Below are 21584 nucleotides of genomic sequence, written 5' to 3'. Positions count from 1 at the left end.
CCTGCCGATTAGCCTGACCAACCGGTCTCTGTAGGTATAGCTGAAAAACAGACGTTCACCAGAAAAACCCAGCACACCGCAACCCGTGCTATTGAGTAAACCTCAAGGTACACTCGCGGCCCGATATTCAGTCGTTGGAATTCCCATGGCCATCAAGGCAACCATTTGTAAAATCGAACTGGCCGTATCAGACATGGATCGCCACCACTATCAAACGTATAACCTGACACTGGCGCAACACCCTTCAGAAACTCTGCTGCGATTAATGACCCGAATTGCGGTGTTTGCCTTGAATGCAAGTGACACCCTGGAATTTACCCGTGGACTCAGTACCGATGACGAACCGGAACTGTGGGTAAGAGACTACAGCGACCAGACCCTGCTCTGGATTGAGCTGGGCCAGCCGGATGAAAAACGCATTCGCAAAGCCTGCCAAAAAGCCCAACAAGTACGCATCTACGAATATCATGGCCGCACCGCATTACCGTGGTGGGACAGCCTCAAAAACAGCTGCACACGCTTCAACAACCTCAGCGTCTACAACCTCGACGCCGATGCCATAGAACAGCTGGAGTCGCTTTACGATCGTACCATGCGCTTACAGGCCAATATCCAGGATGGCACACTTTGGCTGGGTAATGACCAGGGCAGTATCGAGATACAACCCCAACAACTGCACCCGCTCAGTGACTGACATCACCCGGCCGCCATGCTATTCATCAGCCATCCCAGCAGTAATACCTGCGGCACGGTCACCAGCGGCAGGAACAGCGCAATTTTCCAGCTGCGGGTGGTGTCTTTAAGCGACATGATCTCGGTGTAATCCGTCGCTGCGCCGGCCATCAGGAAGGTAAAGCCGTTGCCCGGCGCCGCCGCACGGGTAACCAGGTCGGCGGCAATCGGGCTGGATCCCTCCGAGCAAACCTCAATCACCGTCGCCGCCAGCAGGGTCAGCAACAAGCCTCCGGCACTGGCACCAAACCAGACACCGAAACTGTCTTCTGGTACAAAAGCCCGCACCAGCGCTACCAGCACCACACCAAGAAAAACCCAACGCAGTACAGTTTTGGATTCTTTCAACCCTTGCCAGAACATCATTGCCAACCCGGATAACGTCCAGTCTTCATCTTGCCAGACTTGCTTCAGCGTTACTCTGACATGAACCTTCTGGGGCTGTTGATGATTAGGATTGGCGGGTAGCACACCGGCGACCACCAAACGGTCAAAAATCAGCCCACTGACCCAGGCAATGGCCAGCGAAGCAACGATAAATACCAGCGTCCATTGCAAACCGATCAGCCCAATCAAAATCAGCGTCAGCGTTAATGAATTCCACGGACTGGCAATCAGAAAAGCCATCACCTGACCAATACTGGCACCACGCTCATACAACTTCATACCAATCATCAGAATGCCGTGATTACACAAATCCAGCATCAGTCCCGCCAGGGTGGCACGAAAAATCCCCTGCCGCGAACCTGCCTGTCCCAGCACCGACATCACCAGTTCACGAGGAATACGCCCCAGCAAACCAACAAACAAGGACGCCGAGATAACCCCCCACCACATGGCGTTCACCATTTCGAACGAGGTGTGCAACAGGGTCGCCAGCCAGCTCGGGCCAACCTGCCCCAATAGCAGCCAGCCCAGGTAGCCTGTTACCACAAAGCTGCCACTGCCCCATAATACCCAGTCAAATGTTTTGGCTGGCCCGCAGCAACCAGTGTCGTCTGCTGTCGAGTCTCCGCCACAACAGCTGGCAGCCACCGGCGTACTGACAACCGTTGCATTGCCGCAGCAGCTTTTCATCGCCACATCCGCTTTTACATCAGGCTCAGCAACGAGCGGCGAGCGGTCCCCACCGCAACAACTTCCAGATTCACTCATATTGCGTCTCACCGCCCCCTGCAAATCAATGCCAAATATTCTCATCCACCTAGCTTGCCGAAATAACGCAGCAAGACCCGACAACTTCGCCCAACCCGACTATCCTTACATCACCCACATCCAAACCGGATTTATCCATGCCGAAAAAGGTATCTCCACAACAGCTTTCGGTAAAAACGCTTTATACACTCCTGGTCATCAGCTATTTGACACTCCTGTTTGTCTGGCTGACCGGGTTTCGCTACTGGGTCAGCTACCCTGCCGATATGGCCACTGCCGCAGCCCAGCAACAACGCGGCATCGAAAGCCTGGCCCAAGCCTTGTCGCTTGCTCAGGAACAGCTCCAGATAATGACCAACGACCATGCCCAGTGGGATGACAGCTGGGATTTCATCCGTAATGGTCGCGATAAAAACGGTTATCTGAGTTCCAATTTTATCGTGTCGACTTTTGCCTCATTATCACTCAATGGTGTGATGATTCTGGATCACAACCAGACTCTGCGGGCTGGCTATCGCTACAGCAACGCCAACGGACAGCTGGAGCACTATTCGGGCACAACCGACCGCTTACTGCCACCGATTCTACAAACCGTTCTACTTGGCAGCACTCCAGCCACCGCCATGACACTGATCGATGGGTTCCCCACCATGATTGCGGCTAATCCAATCTCCCGTTCCGATGGCACAGGCGAAGGTGTTGGCTGGATGGTGTTTATGAAACACCTGAACAACTCCATGCTGGGCGACTTTGAACGCATTACCCGTCTGAACATTGCCGCCGTTGCCATCACCAACCCTGCCCAGGGATTTGATGAGCCGGTCAGCATCGCGATGATCAGTGTCATACGCTGTTTGCTAGACCCGTTTGAGCAACCCGTCTACTGCCTGAAAATCACCGACCCGGATCTTAGCCTGCCGCATCTCTTAAATATGAATACCCTGCAGGAAATGCTCATCATTGGTGCAATTCCCGTATCCTTATTCTCAATCATTCTACACCTGATTATCACACCCCTTAAAGTCGCCAATAGCCATTTGTTACGTAACCTGAAATTGGGACATATAAAAGAATTGCCGCTCACCCAATCGTTCTACATCACCGAGATAGCCCAGCTAGCCAACTCACACAACCAGTTGGTAGCTACTATTCGGGATCAGAACCAGCGCCTTGAAGTGCTCAGTCACACCGACGCCCTGACCGGAGTGCGCAACCGACGTGGATTTGACCGTATGCAGGAAAGAGCCTGGTATCGACTCTGCCGCAATCCGTTATCCATGGCACTGATCATGATCGATATCGACTATTTCAAGCTTTATAACGACCGCTACGGTCATCAGCAGGGAGACCAGGCGTTGCAGCAGGTCGCGACGGCACTGTCGAAACTGGCTCGGCGAACCGATGAGGAAATTGCCCGCTTTGGCGGTGAGGAGTTTGTCTTGCTGGTTTATGCCGACAGCCGAGAAGAGCTTGAGCAGTTATGTACTCAGATAACCAATGCCATCAGAATCCTGGCGATACCCCACCCGGATTCCGATGTCAGCCACCGGTTGACCATCAGTATGGGAGCCGCCTGGATTCACCATGGTGGGCCATGGCTAGGGTTTATCTCCGCCGAAGAGTGGTTACAACTCGCAGACCAAGCACTGTACCTGGCCAAAAATAACGGCCGTAACCAATATCGGGTGATTGATGTTGCCTCGCTGCGACCTGCGGCAGGTAGCGATTCAGCCGATGGCGATTTGGCCGACGGCAATACTGCTGACCTGGGTTTTGCGAGCCGACAGTCAACATCCTGGCCAGAATAGCTAGAAAGAATCGCCTGCCTGGAACACCAAACCCTGTTGTGTACTGCTGACTGGTTTACAACGTCACAGTTACCGCATCGGCACTGCGCTTTGCCTTGTCACGCGCCAGCGCTTCAGACTCAGCTCTTGCCAGAGCGACCCCCAGACGCCGCTTGCCCTGCACCTCCGGCTTGCCAAACAGGCGCAGCTGGGTGTCCGGCTCCATCATGGCAGTAAACAGATTGCCGTATTGCATCGTCGCTGAACGTCCTTCTACCAGGATCACCGCTGACGCAGAAGCCCCGAACTGACGAATGGACGGGATTGGTAATCCCAGAATCGCCCGTGCGTGCAAGGCAAACTCCGACAGGTCTTGCGAAATCAGCGTGACCAGCCCGGTATCGTGTGGTCGTGGAGAGACTTCACTGAAAATAACCTCATCCCCGCGCACAAACAGTTCAACGCCGTACAACCCCCAGCCACCGAGTTCAGTGGTCACGGTGGTGGCAATCTCCTGCGCCCGTAGCAAGGCCGCTGCGGTCATTTGCTGCGGTTGCCAGGATTCCTGATAATCACCGTCTTGCTGGCGATGGCCAATCGGATCACAAAAACTCGTCACCGTGCCACCGCACCCATCACTGTGACGGACAGTCAATAATGTGATTTCAAAGTCAAAATCCACAAACCCTTCGACAATCACTTTCCCCTGCCCTGCACGACCACCTTCTTGCGCATAACGCCAGGCCGGAGCCAGCTCCGCAGCCGTTCGCACAAAGCTTTGTCCTTTACCAGACGAACTCATGATCGGCTTGACCAGACACGGCAAACCGATCGTCTCAACAGCCGCGTAAAAATCACTTTCTGAGGCCGCAAAACGATAACTCGACGTGGGTACTCCAAGTGTCTCTGCCGCCAGACAACGAATGCCTTCACGATTCATCGTCAACTGAGTTGCACGGGCAGTTGGCACAACCCGAAACCCTTCACTTTCCAGCTCTGCCAATGTCGCCGTCGCAATGGCTTCAATTTCCGGCACGATCAAGGCTGGTTGCTCTTGCTGAATCACCGCACGCAAGGCCTGACCGTCAAGCATATTGATCACATGACAACGATCTGCGACCTGCATCGCCGGAGCGTTGGCGTAGCGATCCACCGCAATCACCTCACACCCCAGGCGCTGCAACTCAATGACCACCTCTTTGCCCAGCTCTCCAGAGCCACACAACAGCACTCGAGTCGCGGTAGCTGAAAAAGGGGTACCGATAACCGGGGCATTCAGGACAGCAGCAACATCAGACATAATCAGACTCTCTGGCAAGCAAATCAGCACCGGGCCGTATCATCCGCCTAACGCCAATAAAAATGAATAACAACAAAAAATACCGACTCAGGAAGAGGGGGCTATAACAAACACATTTCCTGATACCAGCTCCCGCTGATGACACCGCGTCAGTACATCGCGCTTGTCACTGTTCGACATCCGGCCCCACTGGCTGATTTCCATACCGGAGCGATAACACCCCTGGCAAATGTCCTGGTTATCCAGCACACAGACATGAACACAAGGGGATTTTACCGGCAATTCAGTTCCGGCAGATGGCGTCGTATCCGTAGACAAGAGCGGCCTCCAGCAGCAGTAAGCGAAGGGGGGAATGCTACCCGTTGGGTCTGATCAGAACAAGACAGTGTCGATTACACGTCTTCAGGGTCTTCTGCGGTAGCGGGTACCACCGTACCCAGCGCAATCTCAGCGGCAAAATAACGATTCAGCATCTCCGCAGTAATGTAGGCCGTCAGCCCCCAAATCCGAAAACGTTCAAATATCCAGGTCGGCATACGAATACCATCCCGCTGGAAATACCCGGATGGCGGCTGATCAAAAAATGCCAGCGGCACATGAAACAGGCAGTCCAGCTCCCTCGGATCGGCCGTTAACGCCACCTCATGGGGAATCACCGCCAATACCGGCGTCACCAGAAAACCGAATTTGGACACCACCTGATCCAGCATGCCCACCACCTGAACATACTCGGGAGACAAACCGACTTCTTCATGGGCTTCACGTAATGCCGTTGCCACCAGATCATGGTCGGTATCGTCGCGTTTGCCGCCTGGAAAGGCGACCTCCCCCTGATGAGTGGGCATATCAGCAGCTCGTCGGGTCAGCAACAGTGATGGCTGATACGGATGATCGGTAACCGCTACCAACACGGCGGCTTCGCGCAAACCGGCACGGGAAAAGCGCCTGGGTTGATGGCCTTGCCATTCCCCGGACAAGCGTAAAAAAAGATCGGATTGATTCATAATTAACAGTCTAGTAGGGAGACCTTTCGATCACCAGAAAAAGCTCAAGACAGGATTTCAGAGCAGGTTTATAGGTTGAAGCAGATTATCGGCCAAATAGATTTTTTTTGCCCAAACCTGAGTGACAATACTGTCAAAAATATTTTTAAAGTAAATTCAACAGGTTAGACAGGTTAAAAAACAAAGCGACAAGATTCTTTACATCCTGTTACTGAGGTAGACTAGATTTCACAAAGTGCAAGCAAGTTCCCAAAAATTTTCAAGAGGCCAGTGCTGTGAAGATGCCATCCTTCGACGAACTGAGAAAACTCGCCGACAGCAACCCGGAACAACTGGAAGCCTTAAGACAGCAAATGATCGAAGAAACCATCAACAACGCTCCGCCAGCTTTTCAGCGGCGTCTGCGTGGGCTTCAGTTTCAGGTCGATATGGAACGCCGCCGCGCCAGAAACCCGATGGATTCCTGCATCCGCGTCTCAAAAATGATGCACGATCACCTGTACCAAATGCGCCAAACCATCAACGGCGCAGAAGTCGATACCCGCTCGGCCCTTGCTGGCTTCACCAGCGCATTACCCAGCAACCAGGCAATCATGGAAGCAACCAGCGTCAAGACAACAATCAACCCGAATAGCAGCACGGTGGTTCCGTTTCCGCAGCTTGCCAATAACTAACAAGGTATACTCATCCCGTGGCAGCCATACCGACTGCCCATTGTGTGATCGCAGCAACAATTGAGGACGGGATGAAATACTGCAGCCAATGTGCCAGCATCATAGAACGGCGCATCCCTGAAGGGGACAACCGCGAACGCGACATTTGTAGTGTTTGCAACACCATATTCTATAGCAATCCCCGGATTGTCGCGGGTACATTACCCGTGTATCAGGGCAAAATACTGCTGTGCAAACGCGCTATTGAGCCACGCCTGGGGTACTGGACGCTGCCGGGCGGTTTTATGGAAAATGACGAAGGTACCGAGCAGGCGGCACTGCGAGAAACCTGGGAAGAGGCGCATGCTGAGGTGACCATTACGTCGTTGTTCAGCATGATTTCAGTGACTCACATCAGCCAGGTACATGTGTTTTTTCTGGCCGATCTGCCTCGACCCGAGTTTGCATCCGGCCCGGAAAGTCTGCAAGTTGAACTATTCGCCCCCGCCGACATTCCCTGGCAATCCCTGGCGTTTGCAACGGTCGAACAGACATTACGACGCTATCTCGACAACCCGAATCCACCTCAGCCGCACATTTTCAACATCAGCCGTAACCAACTGAGTAGCGAATAAATTGCGACGATCGCTGGCCCGGTGAATACCTCCAAATACCCTGGTTCTTTTCAGGGCAATTCTCAGGGCAATTCCGCTTCATCCACCAGCCGCACCAGATCAAACGCTGGCTCTTCATAGGGATGCGCCAGCCGCAACGCCGCCAGCACAGCCCGAATATGATCATCCGCTGACACCAGCTCAACACGATACTCTGTAACCGTTTCTAACGTTTCAGGCTGACCCAGATAAGGATTCGCGGCTGCCGAGGGACAAAACTGTCCACTCCCCAGCACTTGCCAACAACACTGACAGTACTCGCCAATCTGACCGCCTCCCGCCGCAAAGACCGCCTGTTTGACCTGTTCCAGATGGCTTACAGGTACATAAAAGCCTAATTTGTACATCATCATAATGCCTCAACAAGTTGATCACACACCCCCATTCACTGAGCGGTAAGCTGCTCCAGTCCATTAAGAATAAGCAGTGCCTGCTCACGGCTATCACCACAAAAATCGGCTTCAGCCTTGAAGCGGTCACATACCGCTGGCCGCTCTGGTGAGCCAAAGATACAACAGTGATTATCCGCCGACAGTTGGGCGCAGCGTTCTCCTGCCAACTTGCCATTAGGCATACCCGGAATCGGCGAGCTGATCGACGGTGCGATACAACAGGCTCCACAACCAAGACGGCATTCCACTGGCAACCTCCTCAAACAGGTATAAATAAGTAACCAAAGCCGGTTCAATGTAACCGACCGTACTGCAGCCGAGCCTGACAGTATAGCGCTCAGATTCAGACAGAGGAGCCGCCATCGAGGCTTTCCTGACCGAGTGTTGTATTATTACTGATCTCTGAAAAATACTGTATTAATATCCAGCACAATATTCGCACACTCTTGCCATCCAGCGCCCCGTGGTTTAGCCTTCCCGGCACTATCCATGTATCCAGGACGTCATGCCATGAAGGCCATCGTTTTTCGCCCGGTCTGTACGCTAGCGCTACTTGCTTCCAGTCAACTGGCCTTTGCGGCAGACACCAGCAAGGATGACTTTACCAATTTCCGGCTTGGTATTGCGGCCACCACCCTGGATATCGATCCCGGAGCAGATTACTTTCCCAGCTCCGACGACACCGGCGTTTCTCTGTTTGCGGAGTTTCCACAAACGAATCACGCGGCATCTCGCTTCCTGATGTACCGCATACATCAGGACGGCAAGGACGTCACCGGTTTTGAAACCCAATTAATGTGGGGCTGGGGATTGTCTCAGCCCGGTTTCCGGCTTTACACCGGCCCGGCTTGGCACCGCGAAAAAATCGTTCTGCAAGGCAGCAGCGGCCGCCAGGTTGGTGTGTTTAATGGCTGGGGCTGGCAGATTGGTACCGGTTACCAACTCGGTGCTGTCACCCTCGATATTGCGGGCACCTTCCGGGACGATCAGGATTATCGTAATCAAAACCGCCGGAGCGGCGCTGCCGGGCAACGCCCGAATGTCTGGCTCACCAGCGCCCTGATCAGCTATCGCTTTTAACTTGTGAGTGCTTTCATTTGAACGCTGTTACCTTGGGAATTTTATGACCAACCCTGTCACTGTCCGCTATATGTCTCGTTCCGAAATCGAGAGCCTGATGTACAGCCTGACTGCTGCCACCAATAATGAGCAGGCCCAGCTGTTTGAGGCTATTGCGCGCCGCTTGCTGGAAATCATTGAAGAAGATAATCGCTAGCGGGCGTTCTCAATGATAGAGCGCAGCCTGTTGTGTGGGCTTGCTCTGAGAGCACCCGGCAGGGCCACTCCAATAATTGAGCATGCCCTAGCCGCCCCGAAATCCTCTTCGCGGCGGAACTTAACCTCCTAGCTGCTGCTCCAGCTGCTGGCAAAGCGTCTTCAGCGCCTTGATTCTGGCGAAGCGTTTATTGTTGGCTTCAATCAGATGCCAGGGAGCCACCTCAGTACTGGTACGCTCGACCATATCATTGACGGCTTGCTCATAATCGGCCCAGCGCTCGCGATTACGGTAGTCATCATCGGTAATCTTGTGGCGCTTGTAGCTGATTTTTTCTCTTTCTTTAAAACGCTTGAGCTGCTCATCCTTGTCGATATGCAGCCAGAACTTCACCACCACCGTACCGTGCGCAACCAGCTGTGATTCAAAATCATTGATTTCACTGTAAGCCCGTAACCATTGTGCGCGGCTGGCAAACCCCTCCACCCGCTCTACCAACACCCGCCCGTACCAACTACGATCGTAGATGGTCACCCGCCCATCGCGGGGAATATGGCGCCAAAACCGCCACAGGTAATGATGTGCGGCTTCTTCATCGGTTGGCACCGCAATTGGAATAATCTGATAGTTACGCGCATCCAGCGCGGGGACGATGCGCCGAATCAGGCCGCCCTTCCCTCCGGCATCCCACCCTTCCAGAACGATCACCATGGAAACCCGTTGCTGGTAGGCGCGACGTGCCAGCAGCGACAGCTGTCCTTGCCAGTGTTCCAGCTGCTGCTGATAACTTGTCTTGTCGAGTGCCAAAGTCAGATCCAGATTGCCCAACAGGGTTTTCTGACGATGAATCAGCGCTACAGCTTCAGCATTTTCATCTTCCAGCGGGGTATCTGAACAGGTATGTAACGCCTGGTGGTGCTGTATACGCTCAAGCAAATGTTCGGCAACCGTGATGTCACGATAGTGCGGATCGGCACTTTCAATCACCACCCAAGGCGCTTCTGCGGTACTGGTCTGGCGCAAAGTATGTTCAGCAATTGAGCGGAAACTGTCGTACAGCGCCAGATGACGCTTGTCTTTTTCCGTCACCCGCCAGGCGGTTGCCGGATCCGCTTCAAGCTGCTGCAACCGCAACTGCTGTTGTGCTTTGGAGAGATGCAGCCAAAGCTTGATCACCAGTGCGCCATCTTCTACCAACATGCGTTCAAAAATACGAATATGGGCAAGGTAGCCGTCCAGCTCAATGTCATTCAGCGTCTTTGCAACCCGCTTGGCAATCGGATCACTGTACCAGGAGCCGATGTACAGACCGATATGGCCTTTCTGTGGCAAGGCTTGCCAGAAGCGCCAATAATCCGGACGCTCACGCTCATCCTGGGTTTTGTCGTCAAACGCCAGCGTGCGCAGGTAACGAGGGTCAAACCATTCGTTCAGGCGATTGACCAGCACGGCCTTACCCGCACCATCACTGCCAGACACCAGTACAATAACCGGAAAGGATGCATCTAAGAGCGTCTGCTGCATCTCCAGTAACCGGGTACGTAGCGACGGAACCTGTTGATCAAATTCCTCACGAGACAACGACTGCCCCAGTTCAGCAACCTCAAACATACGCTCTCCATCCTTTTGTTTACCTGTTGAGCATAGAGCCAGCCCATGATGAATGCGAGCACAGCCATTACCGTCAAGTGGCCAACCATGACGTCAATCACCAGGATCAGATGCCCGCTACCGTTATACCAATACAGGTTGCTTGTGTTTTGCCAAACCAGCCACACGCTGGAAACAGAGATTCAATTAAGCAGGAGACTGGAAAGAAAGGTGGCTCAAACAGGGAATAGAACTGAACCCCAAACAGGGCAAAGGCAAGGGCAAAAAGACACAAAAAAGCCCCGGTTGGGCCAAATCCAACCGGGGCAATCTTCCTGAGCACAGAAGATTCGTAACCCTATTCGTCAGAACCCAGCACGCCAAAGATTTGCAGCAGGCTGATAAACAGGTTGTAAAGCGATACATACAGCGACACGGTCGCCATGATGTAGTTAGTTTCGCCACCATGAAGAATATTACTGGTTTCGTAAGCAATCAGGCCGCTCATCAGAATGACAAACATACCGGATACTGCTAACGACAAGGCTGGCAACTCAAAAATGACCGCACCAATCGATAATACAAACGCCATAATGATGCCGACCATCAGCGTCTTGCCCCAACCAGACAGATCCTTACCGGTCGACAGCACCCAGCCAGACATACCGAAGAAAATCAGACCGGTTGTACCCAGAGCACTCATAATGATGCTGGCGCCACCAGGAAGACTGGCGTACATCGACAGGATCGGCCCCAGGGTATAACCCATAAAACCGGTCAGGGCGAAAACCGACAAAATCCCCAGCGCGCTTTCCTTGGTTTTGTGCACCAGGAACAGCAAACCAAAATAACCGACCAATGTCAGAATAAAACCGGGATGTGGCCAGCCCATGGACATTGACGTACCGGCCACCGCTGCGCTGAATAACAGCGTCATGGATAGCAGCATATAGGTATTGCGCAGAACCTTACGGCCGTCCACAGAGACCGTTTGATCCTGAGCTGATCCCATCGGCAACGACGTCACGTCGGCTTGCGATGGTTTGGAATTGAGATAATCTGGACGACTCATACAGTTTCTCCTGATGAATACTATTTAGAGCAGTTGTGCATTGTGAAAAGCATTGTACGGAGCCGCAATAAAAAATAATATTCGAATTATCTTATATTCATTGCTCGGTTTTTTCGATCCATGCACCGTATTAATTACAAACATCTACAGTACTTTCATAGCGTTGCGATTGAAGGCAGCATCCAGCTGGCGGCAATACGACTCAACGTCACGCCACAAACCATCAGTGGCCAGTTAAAAATGTTGGAAGAGGATCTGGGTATCGCTCTGTTCGCCAAGTCAGGACGTGGCCTGGAGCTGACCGATGCCGGTCGGGTAGCACTGGACTACAGTCGGCAAATTTTTCAGCTCGGTGATGAATTACAGGAAGTGATGAACCTGGGCATTACCGAAAGGCCCACTGAATTTCGGGTCGGTATCGTCGACGCCCTGCCCAAATCGATAGCCCATCGTCTACTGAGTCCGGCAATGTCGCTGCCAGGCACCATGCGAATCGTTTGCCACGAAGAGCAAATGTCAGCGTTGCTGGGAGAGCTCGCTGTCCACCGGCTCGATCTGGTACTGGCAGACAGCCCGATTCCACCAGGGATGAATATTCGCTGCTTTAACCACCTACTGGGACGCAGCCGGCTGGCCTGCTTTGCATCCTCCGGATTAATACAACAGCAACAGGGCAACCTGCAATTTCCCGATGTTCTGAATGAAGCCCCGGTACTGCTACCAACCGACACGGCATCCGGATTACGAACCGACCTGCTGAGCTGGTTTAACCGTACCGGCATTGCGGTAAGAATCGCCGGTGAGTTTGACGACTCAGCCCTGCTAAAGGCCTTTGGCAGCCAGGGACATGGCTATTTTTTTGCCCCCGACGTCATCCGCGAGGAGATTTGCGCAAAATACCAGGTGCAGTGCGTGGGGACGGTGCATGAATTGATGCAGGAATTTTATGCCATCTCGGCAGAGCGACGCATCAGTCACCAAGCAGTAGCAGCCATCACCCGTCAAACACCGCTCGGCGAGATCAACTGATGCCCGGAGCAGACCGGCTACTCGGCCACCAGCACTTCAGCCCGCCAGTTCGCAGAGCCATTACCCAGAGCCTGAGCCAGACGGGGTAACACGGCTTCCATACGTGCCTTCAGGGTATAAGGCGGATTAATCAGAATCATCCCCGATGCCGTCATGCCACGAGCATCGGTGTCCGCCGTGACACCCAGTTCAAACAGCTGGATATTACGTAGCCCAGACAAGCGGAATTGCCGTTCCATCTGGTCGATACGACGGCGTTCAACCACCGGATACCAGAGCGCATAAGTCGCTGTCGCCATCCGTCGATGTGCTGCAATCAGTGTGGTGACGGCGGTCTGATAATCGGTTTTGATTTCATACGGCGGATCCATCACTACCAGGCCGCGCTTGATGGTCGTCGGCAGCAGCGCAATCAAGCCAGCAAAACCGTCTTCGCCTCTGACCTGCACTCGGCGATCTCGGTGCGTCATCTGCTCCAGTATGGCCAGATCCTGAGGATGCAGTTCATACAAAAAAGCCCGATCCTGCTCACGCAAATAAAATTGCCCTAACCAGGGAGAACCCGGATACACCGGCTCTCCAGCACCCTTCTGGCACTGTTCAACAGCATGAAGATAGACCTTCAACTCCGGCCAATCGGCCGCCGATAATCGACCAATACCGGTGAGATATTCGTTATTTTTTGAAGATTCAGCCGATTCCAGCAAGTAGATACCAGCACCCGCATGGGTATCGATATAAACAAAGGGCTTGTCCTTGCGCTGCAGATACTCCAGTACCTCCACCTGAATCAGATGTTTGAGTACATCGGCAAAATTGCCCGCATGGAAAGAATGGCGATAACTGAGCATAAGCACTCCGGTCTATTAACGATAACACCAGCGAATCCCCATGAGCGGAGAAAAGGCACCGGAGCCATAAACAATAATGCCGCTGCTTCCGAACAGGAAACAGCGGCATGTCAGATCAAACAACGGCCAGTCAAGGGCGATCGTCGACCTCTTCTTCGGTTTCTGGTGGAATCAGATCCTCACGACTGAGGTTCATCAACAACAGAATATTCGCCGCCACATAAATCGACGAATAGGTACCAACAACCACCCCGACCATCAATGCCAAGGCAAAGTTGTGGATCAGCTCACCGCCCACCACCAACAAAGCCAACAGCACCAGCGCCGTAGTTATCGAAGTCATCAGCGTACGATCCAGCGTCTGGTTCAGCGATTCATTCATAATGCCAATGGGATCACTACGGCGCAAAATACGAAAGTTTTCCCGAATCCGATCCGCCACCACAATGGTGTCGTTCAGCGAGTAACCGATCACCGCCAGCACAGCAGCCAGCACCGTCAGGTCGAATTCCCACTGGAACAGTGAGAACAGCCCGAGAATAATCACCACATCGTGGAACAGTGCAACCACGGCTCCAACTGAAAATTTGAACTGGAAACGGGCCGCGACATAAATCATTACCACCGCCAGCGCCAGCAGCAACGCCAAACCGCCCTGGTCGCGCAATTCTTCACCAACGTTGGCACCAACAAACTCACTGCGCATCAGCGTCAACGGATTGTCTTCAGCCGCAGCTTGCAGCACCATCAGTACCTCATTGCCGAGATTATCGCGGAAGGCTTCCGACATCCGTACCAGAATGTCGGTTTCAGAACCAAAGTTCTGCACCGTCACATCCTTGTAGCCAGCATTTTCCAGCGCTGCAGAAATATCATCCAGTGGTTGAGGTGTGGCGTATTGAACCTCCAGCAGCGTGCCGCCAGTAAAATCCAGTCCCAGATTCAGCCCCTGCACCGCCAGTGAGCCAATCGACACCAGCAACAACAGGCCAGATAACCACATGGCACCCAGACGCAAGCGCATAAAGTCGAAGGTATTATTCATCAGACCTTACCTCCGATAGACAGGGATTCGAGACGACGGCCACCATAAAGTGCATTGGTCAGTGCACGGGTCAGCATAATGGCGGTAAACATGGAGGTGATAATGCCGAACGACAGAGTCACCGCAAACCCTTTCACTGGCCCGGTGCCTGCCGCAAACAGAATCACCGCCACAATCAGGGTGGTCAGGTTGGCATCAAGGATAGTAACAAACGCCCGGTTGTAGCCTTCGTGAATTGCCTGCTGCGGTGAACGCCCGGCACGCATCTCTTCACGGATACGGGAAAAAATCAGTACGTTGGCGTCCACCGCCATACCAACAGTCAGCACGATACCGGCAATCCCGGGCAAGGTCAGTGTTGCCCCGACGATACTCATCATGGCAATCAGCAAGACGATATTGGCCAGCAAGGCAACATTGGCGATCAAGCCAAATGTCCGGTAGTAAACCAGCATCAACACCAGTACCAGCCCCAGCCCCAGGATCACTGAGTTAATACCCATTTCGATATTTTCTTTACCCAGGCTCGGGCCAACCGTGCGCTCTTCAACAAAGTACATGGGTGCCGCCAATGCCCCTGCGCGCAGCAACAAGGCCAGCTCGGACGCCTCAGCAGACTCCAGACCGGTAATACGGAAACTGGAACCCAGAGTGCTCTGGATCGTGGCGAGGGAAATAATCGATTTTTCCACCACCTGAATGGTTTTTGGTGTTTCCACACCGTCGACGACTTCATACGTGGTTTTCGGCTTGCGCTCGACAAACAGCACAGCCATACGACGCTTGATCGACTTGCGGGTAACCTGGGTCATCACCGCCCCCCCTTTGGAGTCGAGGTCGATATTGACTTGAGGAAAGCCGTTTTCATCAAAGGAAGGCTGTGCATTGGTCACGCTGTCGCCGGTCGTAATAATGGTCTTTTCCAGCCGAGCGGTACGGAATTCATCACTGCGGAATGGGTATTCCTCAGTCGTAAAACGATTGGCCCCCGGATCAGCTTCAAGGCGGAATTCCAGATTGGCGGCCTTGCCAAGAATCTTTTTCGCTTCTGCCGTGTCCTGGACACCGGGCAATTCCACCACAATACGGTTACTGCCTTGACGCTGCACCAATGGCTCGGCAACACCCAATTCGTTCACCCGGTTACGCAAGGTGGTCAGGTTTTGCTTGAGGGCATAATCTTCCATTTCCTTGATTTTTTGTTCAGTAATGGTCAGTTCCAGACCGTACTGATCGGAAATTCTGGTTTCCTTGCGCAAAAATTCAGAATACTCGCGAGCCAGAAAGCTGCTTGCCTCATCCCGGACTTTCGCATCGACAAACTGCAAGACCACCTGATTGCCGTCAATCAGCACCCGGCGATACTTGATCCCCTCTTCCCGTAGACGCGTACGTAGTTCTTCACGGTAATTTTTTACGCGACTGGCGAGGTAATCTTCCATATCCACCTCCATCAGGAAATGCACGCCGCCACTGAGATCCAGCCCCAGTGTCATGGGGCCAGCACCCATCGACAACAACCAGTCAGGTGTTGTCGGAGCAAGGTTAAGCGCTACGATATAGTCATCACCCAACTCGCGTTGTACCAGATCCTTGGCACCCAGCTGCTGGGAAGAACTGCCAAGCCGGAACAACGCACTGCTGCCGTTCACTTCATCAGCCAGCAAGTCGACATTGTTATCGGCCAGAATGGTACGCACTCGTGACATCACGCTGGCGGACATTTCGGCACCAGCACGGGTAGGCGTGACCTGCACCGCCGGATCGGGCGGATACAGGTTAGGTGCGGCATACACAACCGCAAGCGCCAATACCACCAGTATCAGCAGGTTTTTCCAGAGAGGGTACTTGTTGAGCATAATCTGCCCTTATGAAAACTCGATTCGGATATGCCAGCGACCGCAGGGCGGGCACTGGCATCATCAGGAAGGATCAGCCCAGAACGTCTTTGATTGTGCCTTTTGGCAGCACCATGGTCACGGCTACTTTTTGCACTGGCAGTTCAATACCGTTAGCCACTTCCATAACCACAAAGTCTTCAGTGACCTTGGTCACTTTGCCCAGCATGCCGCCAGCCATCACTACTTCATCACCCTTCGACAGGTTGGTAATCAAATTTTTGTGCTCTTTCTGACGCTTGCTCTGCGGACGCCACAGCAAGAAGTAAAAAATCAGCAGAAAACCACCCAAAAACACCAGCTGGCCAGTAACGCCCATCGGCGCATCAGTACCTTCAGCCATGGCAAACCCGGAAAAGGTCAACGCCATCACAGCAAACAAAGCTTTCATGAAATACATTCTCCAAAAACAACAGACGCACCCTAACAGGGTAAAGCGACATAATTTTTACGGTGTACAAATTCAGGTTACCAAAGCAACTCTGAGTTTGCGCATGAAGATACCCGCCGATATCAGTCCAGTCAGCCAGCTTGCGCTATGGAGTTAAAACCCACTAAGCACAAGTCTGATCGTCAGTATTATTTTCCAGCGGTGGTGTTGTGCCGCCGCGTTTGGCGTAAAAGTTATCAACAAAGGCCGCAAATGTACCTTCTTCGAGGGAGCGGCGCAAACCGGCCATCAGTGTCTGGTAGTAATGCAGATTGTGGATACTGTTCAGCGTTGCACCGAGAATTTCCCTGCATTTATCAAGGTGATAGAGGTAAGCACGACTGTAATTCTGACAGGTATAGCAGTGGCATTCCGGATCAACCGGCCCGGTATCACTGCGATTGGCAGCATTTCGCAACTTCACCACGCCGAATGACGTAAACAGATGACCGTTACGGGCATTACGGGTTGGCATTACGCAATCAAACATATCAACACCACGGCGAACGCCTTCGACCAGGTCTTCCGGTTTGCCCACCCCCATCAGATAACGGGGTTTGTCGCGAGGCATCTGCGGCGCAGTATGCGCCAGTATTCGCAACATGTCGGGTTTCGGTTCACCCACACTCAAGCCACCAATGGCGTAACCATCAAACTCAATATCAAGCAAACCTTGCAAGGACTCATCTCGCAGAGGTTCATACATGCCGCCCTGGATAATACCGAACAGCGCGGACGGATTATCACCATGCGCCGTTTTTGAGCGCTGCGCCCAGCGTAATGACAAACGCATGGAATCCGCTGCTTCTTGCTCCGTGGCCGGGTATGGTGTGCACTCATCAAAAATCATCACGATGTCAGAGCCCAGATCACGCTGCACGGACATCGAACTTTCTGGCGTCATCAACACCCGATCACCGTTGACAGGGGACTGAAAGGTCACACCCTCTTCGGTGATTTTGCGCATTTCACCCAGGCTGAACACCTGAAAACCACCCGAATCCGTCAGGATCGGCTTATCCCACCCCATAAAATTGTGTAACCCCCCGTGCAATTTGATCACCTCAGTGCCAGGGCGCAGCATCAAATGAAAGGTATTACCAAGAATAATCTCTGCCCCAAGCGCTTCCACCTGCTGCGGATTCAAACCCTTCACCGAGCCATAGGTGCCTACCGGCATAAACGCTGGCGTCTGGATGTCACCACGGGGAAACGACACCGTACCGCGACGCGCATGGCTGGTCTCGTCAGTAGTGTGCAGGGTAAAACTCATGGCGCATTGGCGCTTTGGGGTCTCGGACGTCATTCAGATTCCTGTGGGGCATTAAAGTCGGCGGAAAGACCGGTCACTTGCGGACGCGTCAGCAACATGGCATCACCATAACTGTAGAAGCGATAACCGGAAGCTACCGCGTGCCGATAGGCATCCAGTGTGTGCTGCTGCCCGGCAAACGCCGAAACCAGCATAATCAGCGTGGATTCCGGCAAGTGAAAGTTGGTCACCATCATATCCACCGAACGGAACGAATAACCGGGGTAAATGAAAATCCGGCTATCGCCGTAAAAAGGAGCGATTTCGCCATTCTGACTGGCACTTTCAAGACTGCGCACCGACGTAGTGCCAACGGCAATCACCCGCTTGCCAGCCGCACGAGCAGTCTTGACCGCAGCGACAACAGTATCATCTACTTCGATGTATTCAGCGTGCATCTGGTGCTCCAGAACATTCTCCACCTTGACCGGCTGAAAAGTTCCCGCACCAACATGCAAGGTCACAAACGCCATATTGACGCCCTTGTTTCGCAAGGCCGCCAGCATGGGTTCATCAAAGTGCAACCCCGCCGTCGGAGCTGCAACCGCTCCCGGTTTCTCGGCATACACCGTTTGATAACGCTGGCGATCAAAATCGCTGTCTTCGCGCTCCATATAAGGCGGCAGCGGCATATGGCCCGCTCGCTCCAACAACGCCAGTAACGTCCCATCGGTAACAAAGCGCAAATGAAACAGATTGCCTTCCCGGCCCAGCACTTCCACAACACATCCGGCAACCGACAAGGTTTGACCGGGTTTTGGGGAACGCGATGCACGAACATGGGCCATGGCTTCATTACCATCGAGCATACGCTCGACCAGTATTTCCACTTTGCCACCCGAGCTTTTCTCGCCAAAAAGCCGGGCCGGGATCACACGCGTATTATTAAAGACCAGCAAGTCACCACTAGATACCTGCTCCAACAAATCCATAAAACGCGCATCGGTAGTCTGACCGCTGACACCATCCAGAATGAGGAGGCGTGAACCACTACGTTGAGGCGTCGGATAGCGAGCAATCAGCTCATCCGGAAGTTCAAAACTGAAATCACTGGTTTTCATGATATTTATGGATCGCAGAAAATAAGGGGCAGTCAGACGGAGTAGCCGTACCAACAGACAATGACCGCAAGGTTACCCAACAAGTCCCGTTAAGTTAAGAAATAACTTTCAAAAATATTTGACAGGAAAAATTTCGACTGTAGTATACGCGGCCACTGACAGCTACTAATTCAAGCCAGAGTGGCGAAATTGGTAGACGCAGGGGATTCAAAATCCCCCGCCTTTGCGGGTGTGCCGGTTCGAGTCCGGCCTCTGGTACCAGAATCCTTGTAGTTGTCAGGCGGATTTATCTGTAAGCCCAGGTGGTGGAATTGGTAGACACGCTGTGTTCAGGTCGCAGTGAGCTATGCTCGTGGGAGTTCGAGTCTCCCCCTGGGCACCATCTCTTTTTGAGGTGGTGAAATTTCATCTAAAGCCTTGAAAGGCAAAGAGAAATTCGGTGTTCTAGCACCCTCATTCCGGTGGTAGGCCCAAGGTTCTGCGAAGGCGAGCTTTAGCACTGCTCTTTTGTCCTCCAGGCGCTCAGATTCCCAGAGTTTGCGCGGGTTCGCCAGAAAATCCAGCGAAGTTCTAGCGATACTCTCAAGTGAGCCCAGTGGTTGGGCTGTGGCATTAATTTGCCCTTCCGTAATTAGCTTCTCTTTCTCCAGTTGTGCCAGCCGTTTGGTCAGGTTCTGACGCACGATATCGCTGTTTGCATCAATCATCATATCGATGACTTTTTCTATTTTCTGCTCAATCTCTGCCAGTGCTTTCTGGTGCTCTTTTTCCTGCGTGCTCTGGATTTCCTCGCGCTTATTCCATTGATCCTTGAGCATCGCCATTGCCAAAGCGAAGACTTCTTTCGACGGGGTCATGTGCTTCAGTACGGTTTCAAAAGCGCCTTCCAGATCCGCGCGGCGTATAGACTTACCATAGCTGTCGCAGCGGCGCTGCTGACATACATAATATGGATGATACTTGGTTTTGCCTTTAGTGAAGCTGGCTGTATAAGGATGGCCACAGTCACCGCACACGACAAAGCCACGCAGCGGAAATTCTTTGTTGAGGTCTTTGCGGGTCGGCACTAACGGTTTGCCGTTCAGGCGTTCCTGATTTTTGCGGTAGGTCTCCAGGCTGATCAGCGGTTCGTGTTGCCCTTTGCGAAAGCTGATACCCCAGCGTTCGTGTTCGACATACCCAGCATAAGCTGGATGCTTCAGCAAATCTGCGGTACGCTTTTTGGCAATCTGGCCTTTGGCATTCTTAGGAATGCACTCGCAGCCCTCCAGATAGCGACGCATTTCAGCCTGTGTCTGAAAACGCCCAGAGGCAAAGCCTTCCAAGGCCTCTTTAATGACGCTGGCATAAGGTTCGTTCAGCACCAGCAGCTTGCCGTGATGCCCGACCTTCTCATAGCGGTAGCCAATCGGTGCATGAAACACGAAATAGCCCTGTTCCAGGCGGGCGCACATTTTCTGCACGGCCTGACGACCGTTCTGTTCGCGCTCCAACTGGCCCTGCGCCGCATGAATGATTTCAACGAATTTGCCTTCGGGCGTATCTTCGAAGCGGAAGTTCAGGCACTCGATCCGAGCGTTATAACGATCCATCTGCGCCCTGAGTTGCAAATGGAACAGCGTGTCACGGGCAAAGCGTTTGAGATCATCAAAGATCACCACGTAATCCGTGGTGCGACGACGGCGCAGATACTCCAGCAGCGCTACCATGCCTTTACGCTTCAGGAAATCACCACCGCCAGATACGTCGTCGGTAAAGACCTTTTCAACCACATAGCCGTGCTGCTCCGCGTAACGGCGGCAACGATGCTCCTGACTATCGAGCCCCGAGCCGTCGATAGTTTGCTTCAGGGAAGAAACCCTACAGTATATAAGGGCTTTCTGGCCACGTTGAGTATTCGGTAAGTTTGTTGTTGGAAACTGTGTCATGAGTTGGCCTTTCATCGTCTTTAGAACTATCTAGTCCTGTGATCTTGATTGATTATTCTGTTGTAGCGTGGATTCAAACTCAGTAGAAGTATTTTCAAATAGGTCGGGAAAGATCTGCTGTACGGCATCGACACCCCAGCCAATATCCACAAAGGTTTGCATGATGTGCCAAAGCGCTGCCATCAACTGCTGCGCCTCTTCTTCGCTAATATCCATCCCCTCCAGATGGTGACGGTAGAGATCAGGATCAAAATTCAAGCTGTACTGCGTATCGTCTGTCATGGCGTGGTCCTTTCAGGTTCAGGTGAGAGCTTGGTTGTATCATCCACGCCCCTGCCATGCGGGAAACACCGCTCTTCTTGTGCTTCTCGCCCTCCTGATATGTCACCGTGTAA

The 21584-nt window shown here is 52.9% G+C and carries 23 protein-coding genes and 2 tRNA genes; 9 read left to right on the top strand and 16 right to left on the bottom strand.

All coding sequences use genetic code 11. The features are described from left to right. Nucleotides 1-145 precede the first annotated feature (145 nt). Nucleotides 146-694 carry a YaeQ family protein gene (locus WG929_RS02140; RefSeq protein ID WP_369857548.1) on the top strand — a complete coding sequence of 183 codons (549 nt, stop codon included), beginning with the start codon at nucleotides 146-148 and terminating at the stop codon, nucleotides 692-694. Nucleotides 695-696: 2 nt separating this feature from the next. Here the strand turns inward: WG929_RS02140 and WG929_RS02135 are convergent, their stop codons facing one another. Further along, nucleotides 697-1809, bottom strand: coding sequence for a permease (locus WG929_RS02135; RefSeq protein WP_416204698.1), 1113 nt, complete (start codon nucleotides 1807-1809; stop codon nucleotides 697-699). Nucleotides 1810-2024: 215 nt separating this feature from the next. On the opposite strand from WG929_RS02135, the gene WG929_RS02130 reads away from it, so the two are divergent. Further along, complete coding sequence (locus WG929_RS02130) at nucleotides 2025-3695, top strand: diguanylate cyclase (RefSeq protein ID WP_416204697.1); 1671 nt, start codon at nucleotides 2025-2027, stop codon at nucleotides 3693-3695. Nucleotides 3696-3750: 55 nt separating this feature from the next. Here the strand turns inward: WG929_RS02130 and purT are convergent, their stop codons facing one another. From purT to WG929_RS02115, 3 genes are all read right to left on the bottom strand, one after another. After that, nucleotides 3751-4974 (bottom strand): formate-dependent phosphoribosylglycinamide formyltransferase, encoded by a 1224-nt coding sequence (gene purT / locus WG929_RS02125; protein ID WP_416204696.1) that lies wholly within the window; start codon nucleotides 4972-4974, stop codon nucleotides 3751-3753. A gap of 87 nt (nucleotides 4975-5061) precedes the next feature. Next, a complete protein-coding gene (locus WG929_RS02120) occupies nucleotides 5062-5292 on the bottom strand; it encodes a DUF1289 domain-containing protein (protein ID WP_369857544.1) in 231 nt (76 codons plus the stop codon). 74 nt (nucleotides 5293-5366) lie between these two features. After that, the gene (locus WG929_RS02115; RefSeq protein ID WP_416204695.1) at nucleotides 5367-5978 is read right to left on the bottom strand and encodes a CoA pyrophosphatase; all 612 of its coding nucleotides are present in this window, start codon (nucleotides 5976-5978) and stop codon (nucleotides 5367-5369) included. Nucleotides 5979-6259: 281 nt separating this feature from the next. Here WG929_RS02115 and WG929_RS02110 point away from each other — a divergent pair, with 281 nt between their 5' ends. Beyond that, on the top strand, nucleotides 6260-6652 hold the full coding sequence (locus WG929_RS02110; protein WP_416204808.1) for a DUF3135 domain-containing protein: 393 nt from the start codon (nucleotides 6260-6262) through the stop codon (nucleotides 6650-6652). Between the two features lie 71 nt (nucleotides 6653-6723). Continuing rightward, nucleotides 6724-7266 (top strand): NUDIX hydrolase, encoded by a 543-nt coding sequence (locus WG929_RS02105; protein WP_416204694.1) that lies wholly within the window; start codon nucleotides 6724-6726, stop codon nucleotides 7264-7266. A gap of 62 nt (nucleotides 7267-7328) precedes the next feature. On the opposite strand, the gene WG929_RS02100 is transcribed toward WG929_RS02105, so the two are convergent. Further along, entirely contained in the window at nucleotides 7329-7658 is a 330-nt protein-coding gene (locus WG929_RS02100) for a YqfO family protein (protein WP_369857541.1), read from the bottom strand. Between the two features lie 32 nt (nucleotides 7659-7690). Beyond that, complete coding sequence (locus WG929_RS02095; RefSeq protein ID WP_416204693.1) at nucleotides 7691-7945, bottom strand: YkgJ family cysteine cluster protein; 255 nt, start codon at nucleotides 7943-7945, stop codon at nucleotides 7691-7693. 262 nt (nucleotides 7946-8207) lie between these two features. Between WG929_RS02095 and WG929_RS02090 the strand changes: the two genes are divergently transcribed. Next, nucleotides 8208-8777, top strand: a complete 570-nt coding sequence (locus WG929_RS02090; protein WP_416204692.1) for a hypothetical protein — start codon at nucleotides 8208-8210, stop codon at nucleotides 8775-8777. 43 nt (nucleotides 8778-8820) lie between these two features. After that, nucleotides 8821-8973 (top strand): cell developmental protein SirA, encoded by a 153-nt coding sequence (locus tag WG929_RS02085; protein WP_369857538.1) that lies wholly within the window; start codon nucleotides 8821-8823, stop codon nucleotides 8971-8973. A 120-nt stretch (nucleotides 8974-9093) separates the two neighbouring features. Here the strand turns inward: WG929_RS02085 and pap are convergent, their stop codons facing one another. Then, nucleotides 9094-10584 carry a polyphosphate:AMP phosphotransferase gene (pap, locus tag WG929_RS02080; RefSeq protein WP_416204691.1) on the bottom strand — a complete coding sequence of 497 codons (1491 nt, stop codon included), beginning with the start codon at nucleotides 10582-10584 and terminating at the stop codon, nucleotides 9094-9096. A gap of 337 nt (nucleotides 10585-10921) precedes the next feature. Further along, nucleotides 10922-11635 carry a Bax inhibitor-1/YccA family protein gene (locus WG929_RS02075; protein ID WP_416204690.1) on the bottom strand — a complete coding sequence of 238 codons (714 nt, stop codon included), beginning with the start codon at nucleotides 11633-11635 and terminating at the stop codon, nucleotides 10922-10924. Between the two features lie 120 nt (nucleotides 11636-11755). On the opposite strand from WG929_RS02075, the gene nhaR reads away from it, so the two are divergent. Further along, the gene (nhaR, locus tag WG929_RS02070) at nucleotides 11756-12664 is read left to right on the top strand and encodes a transcriptional activator NhaR (RefSeq protein WP_416204689.1); all 909 of its coding nucleotides are present in this window, start codon (nucleotides 11756-11758) and stop codon (nucleotides 12662-12664) included. A 17-nt stretch (nucleotides 12665-12681) separates the two neighbouring features. Here the strand turns inward: nhaR and WG929_RS02065 are convergent, their stop codons facing one another. The 6 genes from WG929_RS02065 to queA all read right to left on the bottom strand — a co-directional run bounded on the left by WG929_RS02065 (nucleotide 12682) and on the right by queA (nucleotide 19261). Continuing rightward, nucleotides 12682-13515: a 23S rRNA (adenine(2030)-N(6))-methyltransferase RlmJ gene (locus WG929_RS02065; RefSeq protein ID WP_416204688.1), complete on the bottom strand. Its 834-nt coding sequence runs from the start codon at nucleotides 13513-13515 to the stop codon at nucleotides 12682-12684. A gap of 130 nt (nucleotides 13516-13645) precedes the next feature. Further along, on the bottom strand, nucleotides 13646-14560 hold the full coding sequence (gene secF / locus WG929_RS02060; RefSeq protein WP_416204687.1) for a protein translocase subunit SecF: 915 nt from the start codon (nucleotides 14558-14560) through the stop codon (nucleotides 13646-13648). Further along, nucleotides 14560-16419 (bottom strand): protein translocase subunit SecD, encoded by a 1860-nt coding sequence (gene secD, locus WG929_RS02055; RefSeq protein WP_416204686.1) that lies wholly within the window; start codon nucleotides 16417-16419, stop codon nucleotides 14560-14562. The genes secF and secD overlap by 1 nt, the downstream gene beginning before the upstream one ends. A 73-nt stretch (nucleotides 16420-16492) precedes the next feature. After that, nucleotides 16493-16828, bottom strand: a complete 336-nt coding sequence (gene yajC / locus WG929_RS02050) for a preprotein translocase subunit YajC (RefSeq protein WP_369858046.1) — start codon at nucleotides 16826-16828, stop codon at nucleotides 16493-16495. 184 nt (nucleotides 16829-17012) lie between these two features. Then, nucleotides 17013-18161, bottom strand: coding sequence for a tRNA guanosine(34) transglycosylase Tgt (gene tgt, locus WG929_RS02045; RefSeq protein ID WP_435873309.1), 1149 nt, complete (start codon nucleotides 18159-18161; stop codon nucleotides 17013-17015). Between the two features lie 29 nt (nucleotides 18162-18190). Next, nucleotides 18191-19261 (bottom strand): tRNA preQ1(34) S-adenosylmethionine ribosyltransferase-isomerase QueA, encoded by a 1071-nt coding sequence (gene queA, locus WG929_RS02040; RefSeq protein ID WP_416204684.1) that lies wholly within the window; start codon nucleotides 19259-19261, stop codon nucleotides 18191-18193. A gap of 174 nt (nucleotides 19262-19435) precedes the next feature. On the opposite strand from queA, the gene WG929_RS02035 reads away from it, so the two are divergent. Both WG929_RS02035 and WG929_RS02030 read left to right on the top strand, forming a co-directional pair. Next, nucleotides 19436-19522, top strand: a tRNA-Leu gene (locus tag WG929_RS02035). A 35-nt stretch (nucleotides 19523-19557) separates the two neighbouring features. Further along, nucleotides 19558-19643, top strand: a tRNA-Leu gene (locus WG929_RS02030). On the opposite strand, the gene WG929_RS02025 is transcribed toward WG929_RS02030, so the two are convergent. After that, on the bottom strand, nucleotides 19606-21189 hold the full coding sequence (locus WG929_RS02025) for a recombinase family protein (RefSeq protein WP_416204683.1): 1584 nt from the start codon (nucleotides 21187-21189) through the stop codon (nucleotides 19606-19608). The two genes, WG929_RS02030 and WG929_RS02025, sit on opposite strands and share 38 nt — an antisense overlap. Before the next feature lie 30 nt (nucleotides 21190-21219). Further along, complete coding sequence (locus WG929_RS02020) at nucleotides 21220-21471, bottom strand: hypothetical protein (protein WP_416204682.1); 252 nt, start codon at nucleotides 21469-21471, stop codon at nucleotides 21220-21222. Nucleotides 21472-21584 lie beyond the last annotated feature (113 nt).

The sequence above is a fragment of the Oceanobacter antarcticus genome (assembly GCF_044962685.1).
Lineage (GTDB): Bacteria > Pseudomonadota > Gammaproteobacteria > Pseudomonadales > Oceanobacteraceae > Oceanobacter > Oceanobacter antarcticus.
The sequence above is the reverse complement of the archived record's forward strand: the minus strand, read 5'-3'. Positions and strand labels throughout refer to the sequence as shown.

What these genes read in the sequence shown, in the direction of transcription:
- WG929_RS02140 (WP_369857548.1), top strand. Translation starts at nt 146, where the DNA reads ATGGCCATCAAGGCAACCATTTGTAAAATCGAACTGGCCGTATCAGAC.
- WG929_RS02135 (WP_416204698.1), bottom strand. Translation starts at nt 1,809, where the DNA reads ATGAAAAGCTGCTGCGGCAATGCAACGGTTGTCAGTACGCCGGTGGCT.
- WG929_RS02130 (WP_416204697.1), top strand. Translation starts at nt 2,025, where the DNA reads ATGCCGAAAAAGGTATCTCCACAACAGCTTTCGGTAAAAACGCTTTAT.
- purT (WP_416204696.1), bottom strand. Translation starts at nt 4,974, where the DNA reads ATGTCTGATGTTGCTGCTGTCCTGAATGCCCCGGTTATCGGTACCCCT.
- WG929_RS02115 (WP_416204695.1), bottom strand. Translation starts at nt 5,978, where the DNA reads ATGAATCAATCCGATCTTTTTTTACGCTTGTCCGGGGAATGGCAAGGC.
- WG929_RS02110 (WP_416204808.1), top strand. Translation starts at nt 6,260, where the DNA reads ATGCCATCCTTCGACGAACTGAGAAAACTCGCCGACAGCAACCCGGAA.
- WG929_RS02105 (WP_416204694.1), top strand. Translation starts at nt 6,724, where the DNA reads ATGAAATACTGCAGCCAATGTGCCAGCATCATAGAACGGCGCATCCCT.
- WG929_RS02100 (WP_369857541.1), bottom strand. Translation starts at nt 7,658, where the DNA reads ATGATGATGTACAAATTAGGCTTTTATGTACCTGTAAGCCATCTGGAA.
- WG929_RS02090 (WP_416204692.1), top strand. Translation starts at nt 8,208, where the DNA reads ATGAAGGCCATCGTTTTTCGCCCGGTCTGTACGCTAGCGCTACTTGCT.
- WG929_RS02085 (WP_369857538.1), top strand. Translation starts at nt 8,821, where the DNA reads ATGACCAACCCTGTCACTGTCCGCTATATGTCTCGTTCCGAAATCGAG.
- pap (WP_416204691.1), bottom strand. Translation starts at nt 10,584, where the DNA reads ATGTTTGAGGTTGCTGAACTGGGGCAGTCGTTGTCTCGTGAGGAATTT.
- WG929_RS02075 (WP_416204690.1), bottom strand. Translation starts at nt 11,635, where the DNA reads ATGAGTCGTCCAGATTATCTCAATTCCAAACCATCGCAAGCCGACGTG.
- nhaR (WP_416204689.1), top strand. Translation starts at nt 11,756, where the DNA reads ATGCACCGTATTAATTACAAACATCTACAGTACTTTCATAGCGTTGCG.
- WG929_RS02065 (WP_416204688.1), bottom strand. Translation starts at nt 13,515, where the DNA reads ATGCTCAGTTATCGCCATTCTTTCCATGCGGGCAATTTTGCCGATGTA.
- secF (WP_416204687.1), bottom strand. Translation starts at nt 14,560, where the DNA reads ATGAATAATACCTTCGACTTTATGCGCTTGCGTCTGGGTGCCATGTGG.
- secD (WP_416204686.1), bottom strand. Translation starts at nt 16,419, where the DNA reads ATGCTCAACAAGTACCCTCTCTGGAAAAACCTGCTGATACTGGTGGTA.
- yajC (WP_369858046.1), bottom strand. Translation starts at nt 16,828, where the DNA reads ATGGCGTTGACCTTTTCCGGGTTTGCCATGGCTGAAGGTACTGATGCG.
- tgt (WP_435873309.1), bottom strand. Translation starts at nt 18,161, where the DNA reads ATGAGTTTTACCCTGCACACTACTGACGAGACCAGCCATGCGCGTCGC.
- queA (WP_416204684.1), bottom strand. Translation starts at nt 19,261, where the DNA reads ATGAAAACCAGTGATTTCAGTTTTGAACTTCCGGATGAGCTGATTGCT.
- WG929_RS02025 (WP_416204683.1), bottom strand. Translation starts at nt 21,189, where the DNA reads ATGACACAGTTTCCAACAACAAACTTACCGAATACTCAACGTGGCCAG.
- WG929_RS02020 (WP_416204682.1), bottom strand. Translation starts at nt 21,471, where the DNA reads ATGACAGACGATACGCAGTACAGCTTGAATTTTGATCCTGATCTCTAC.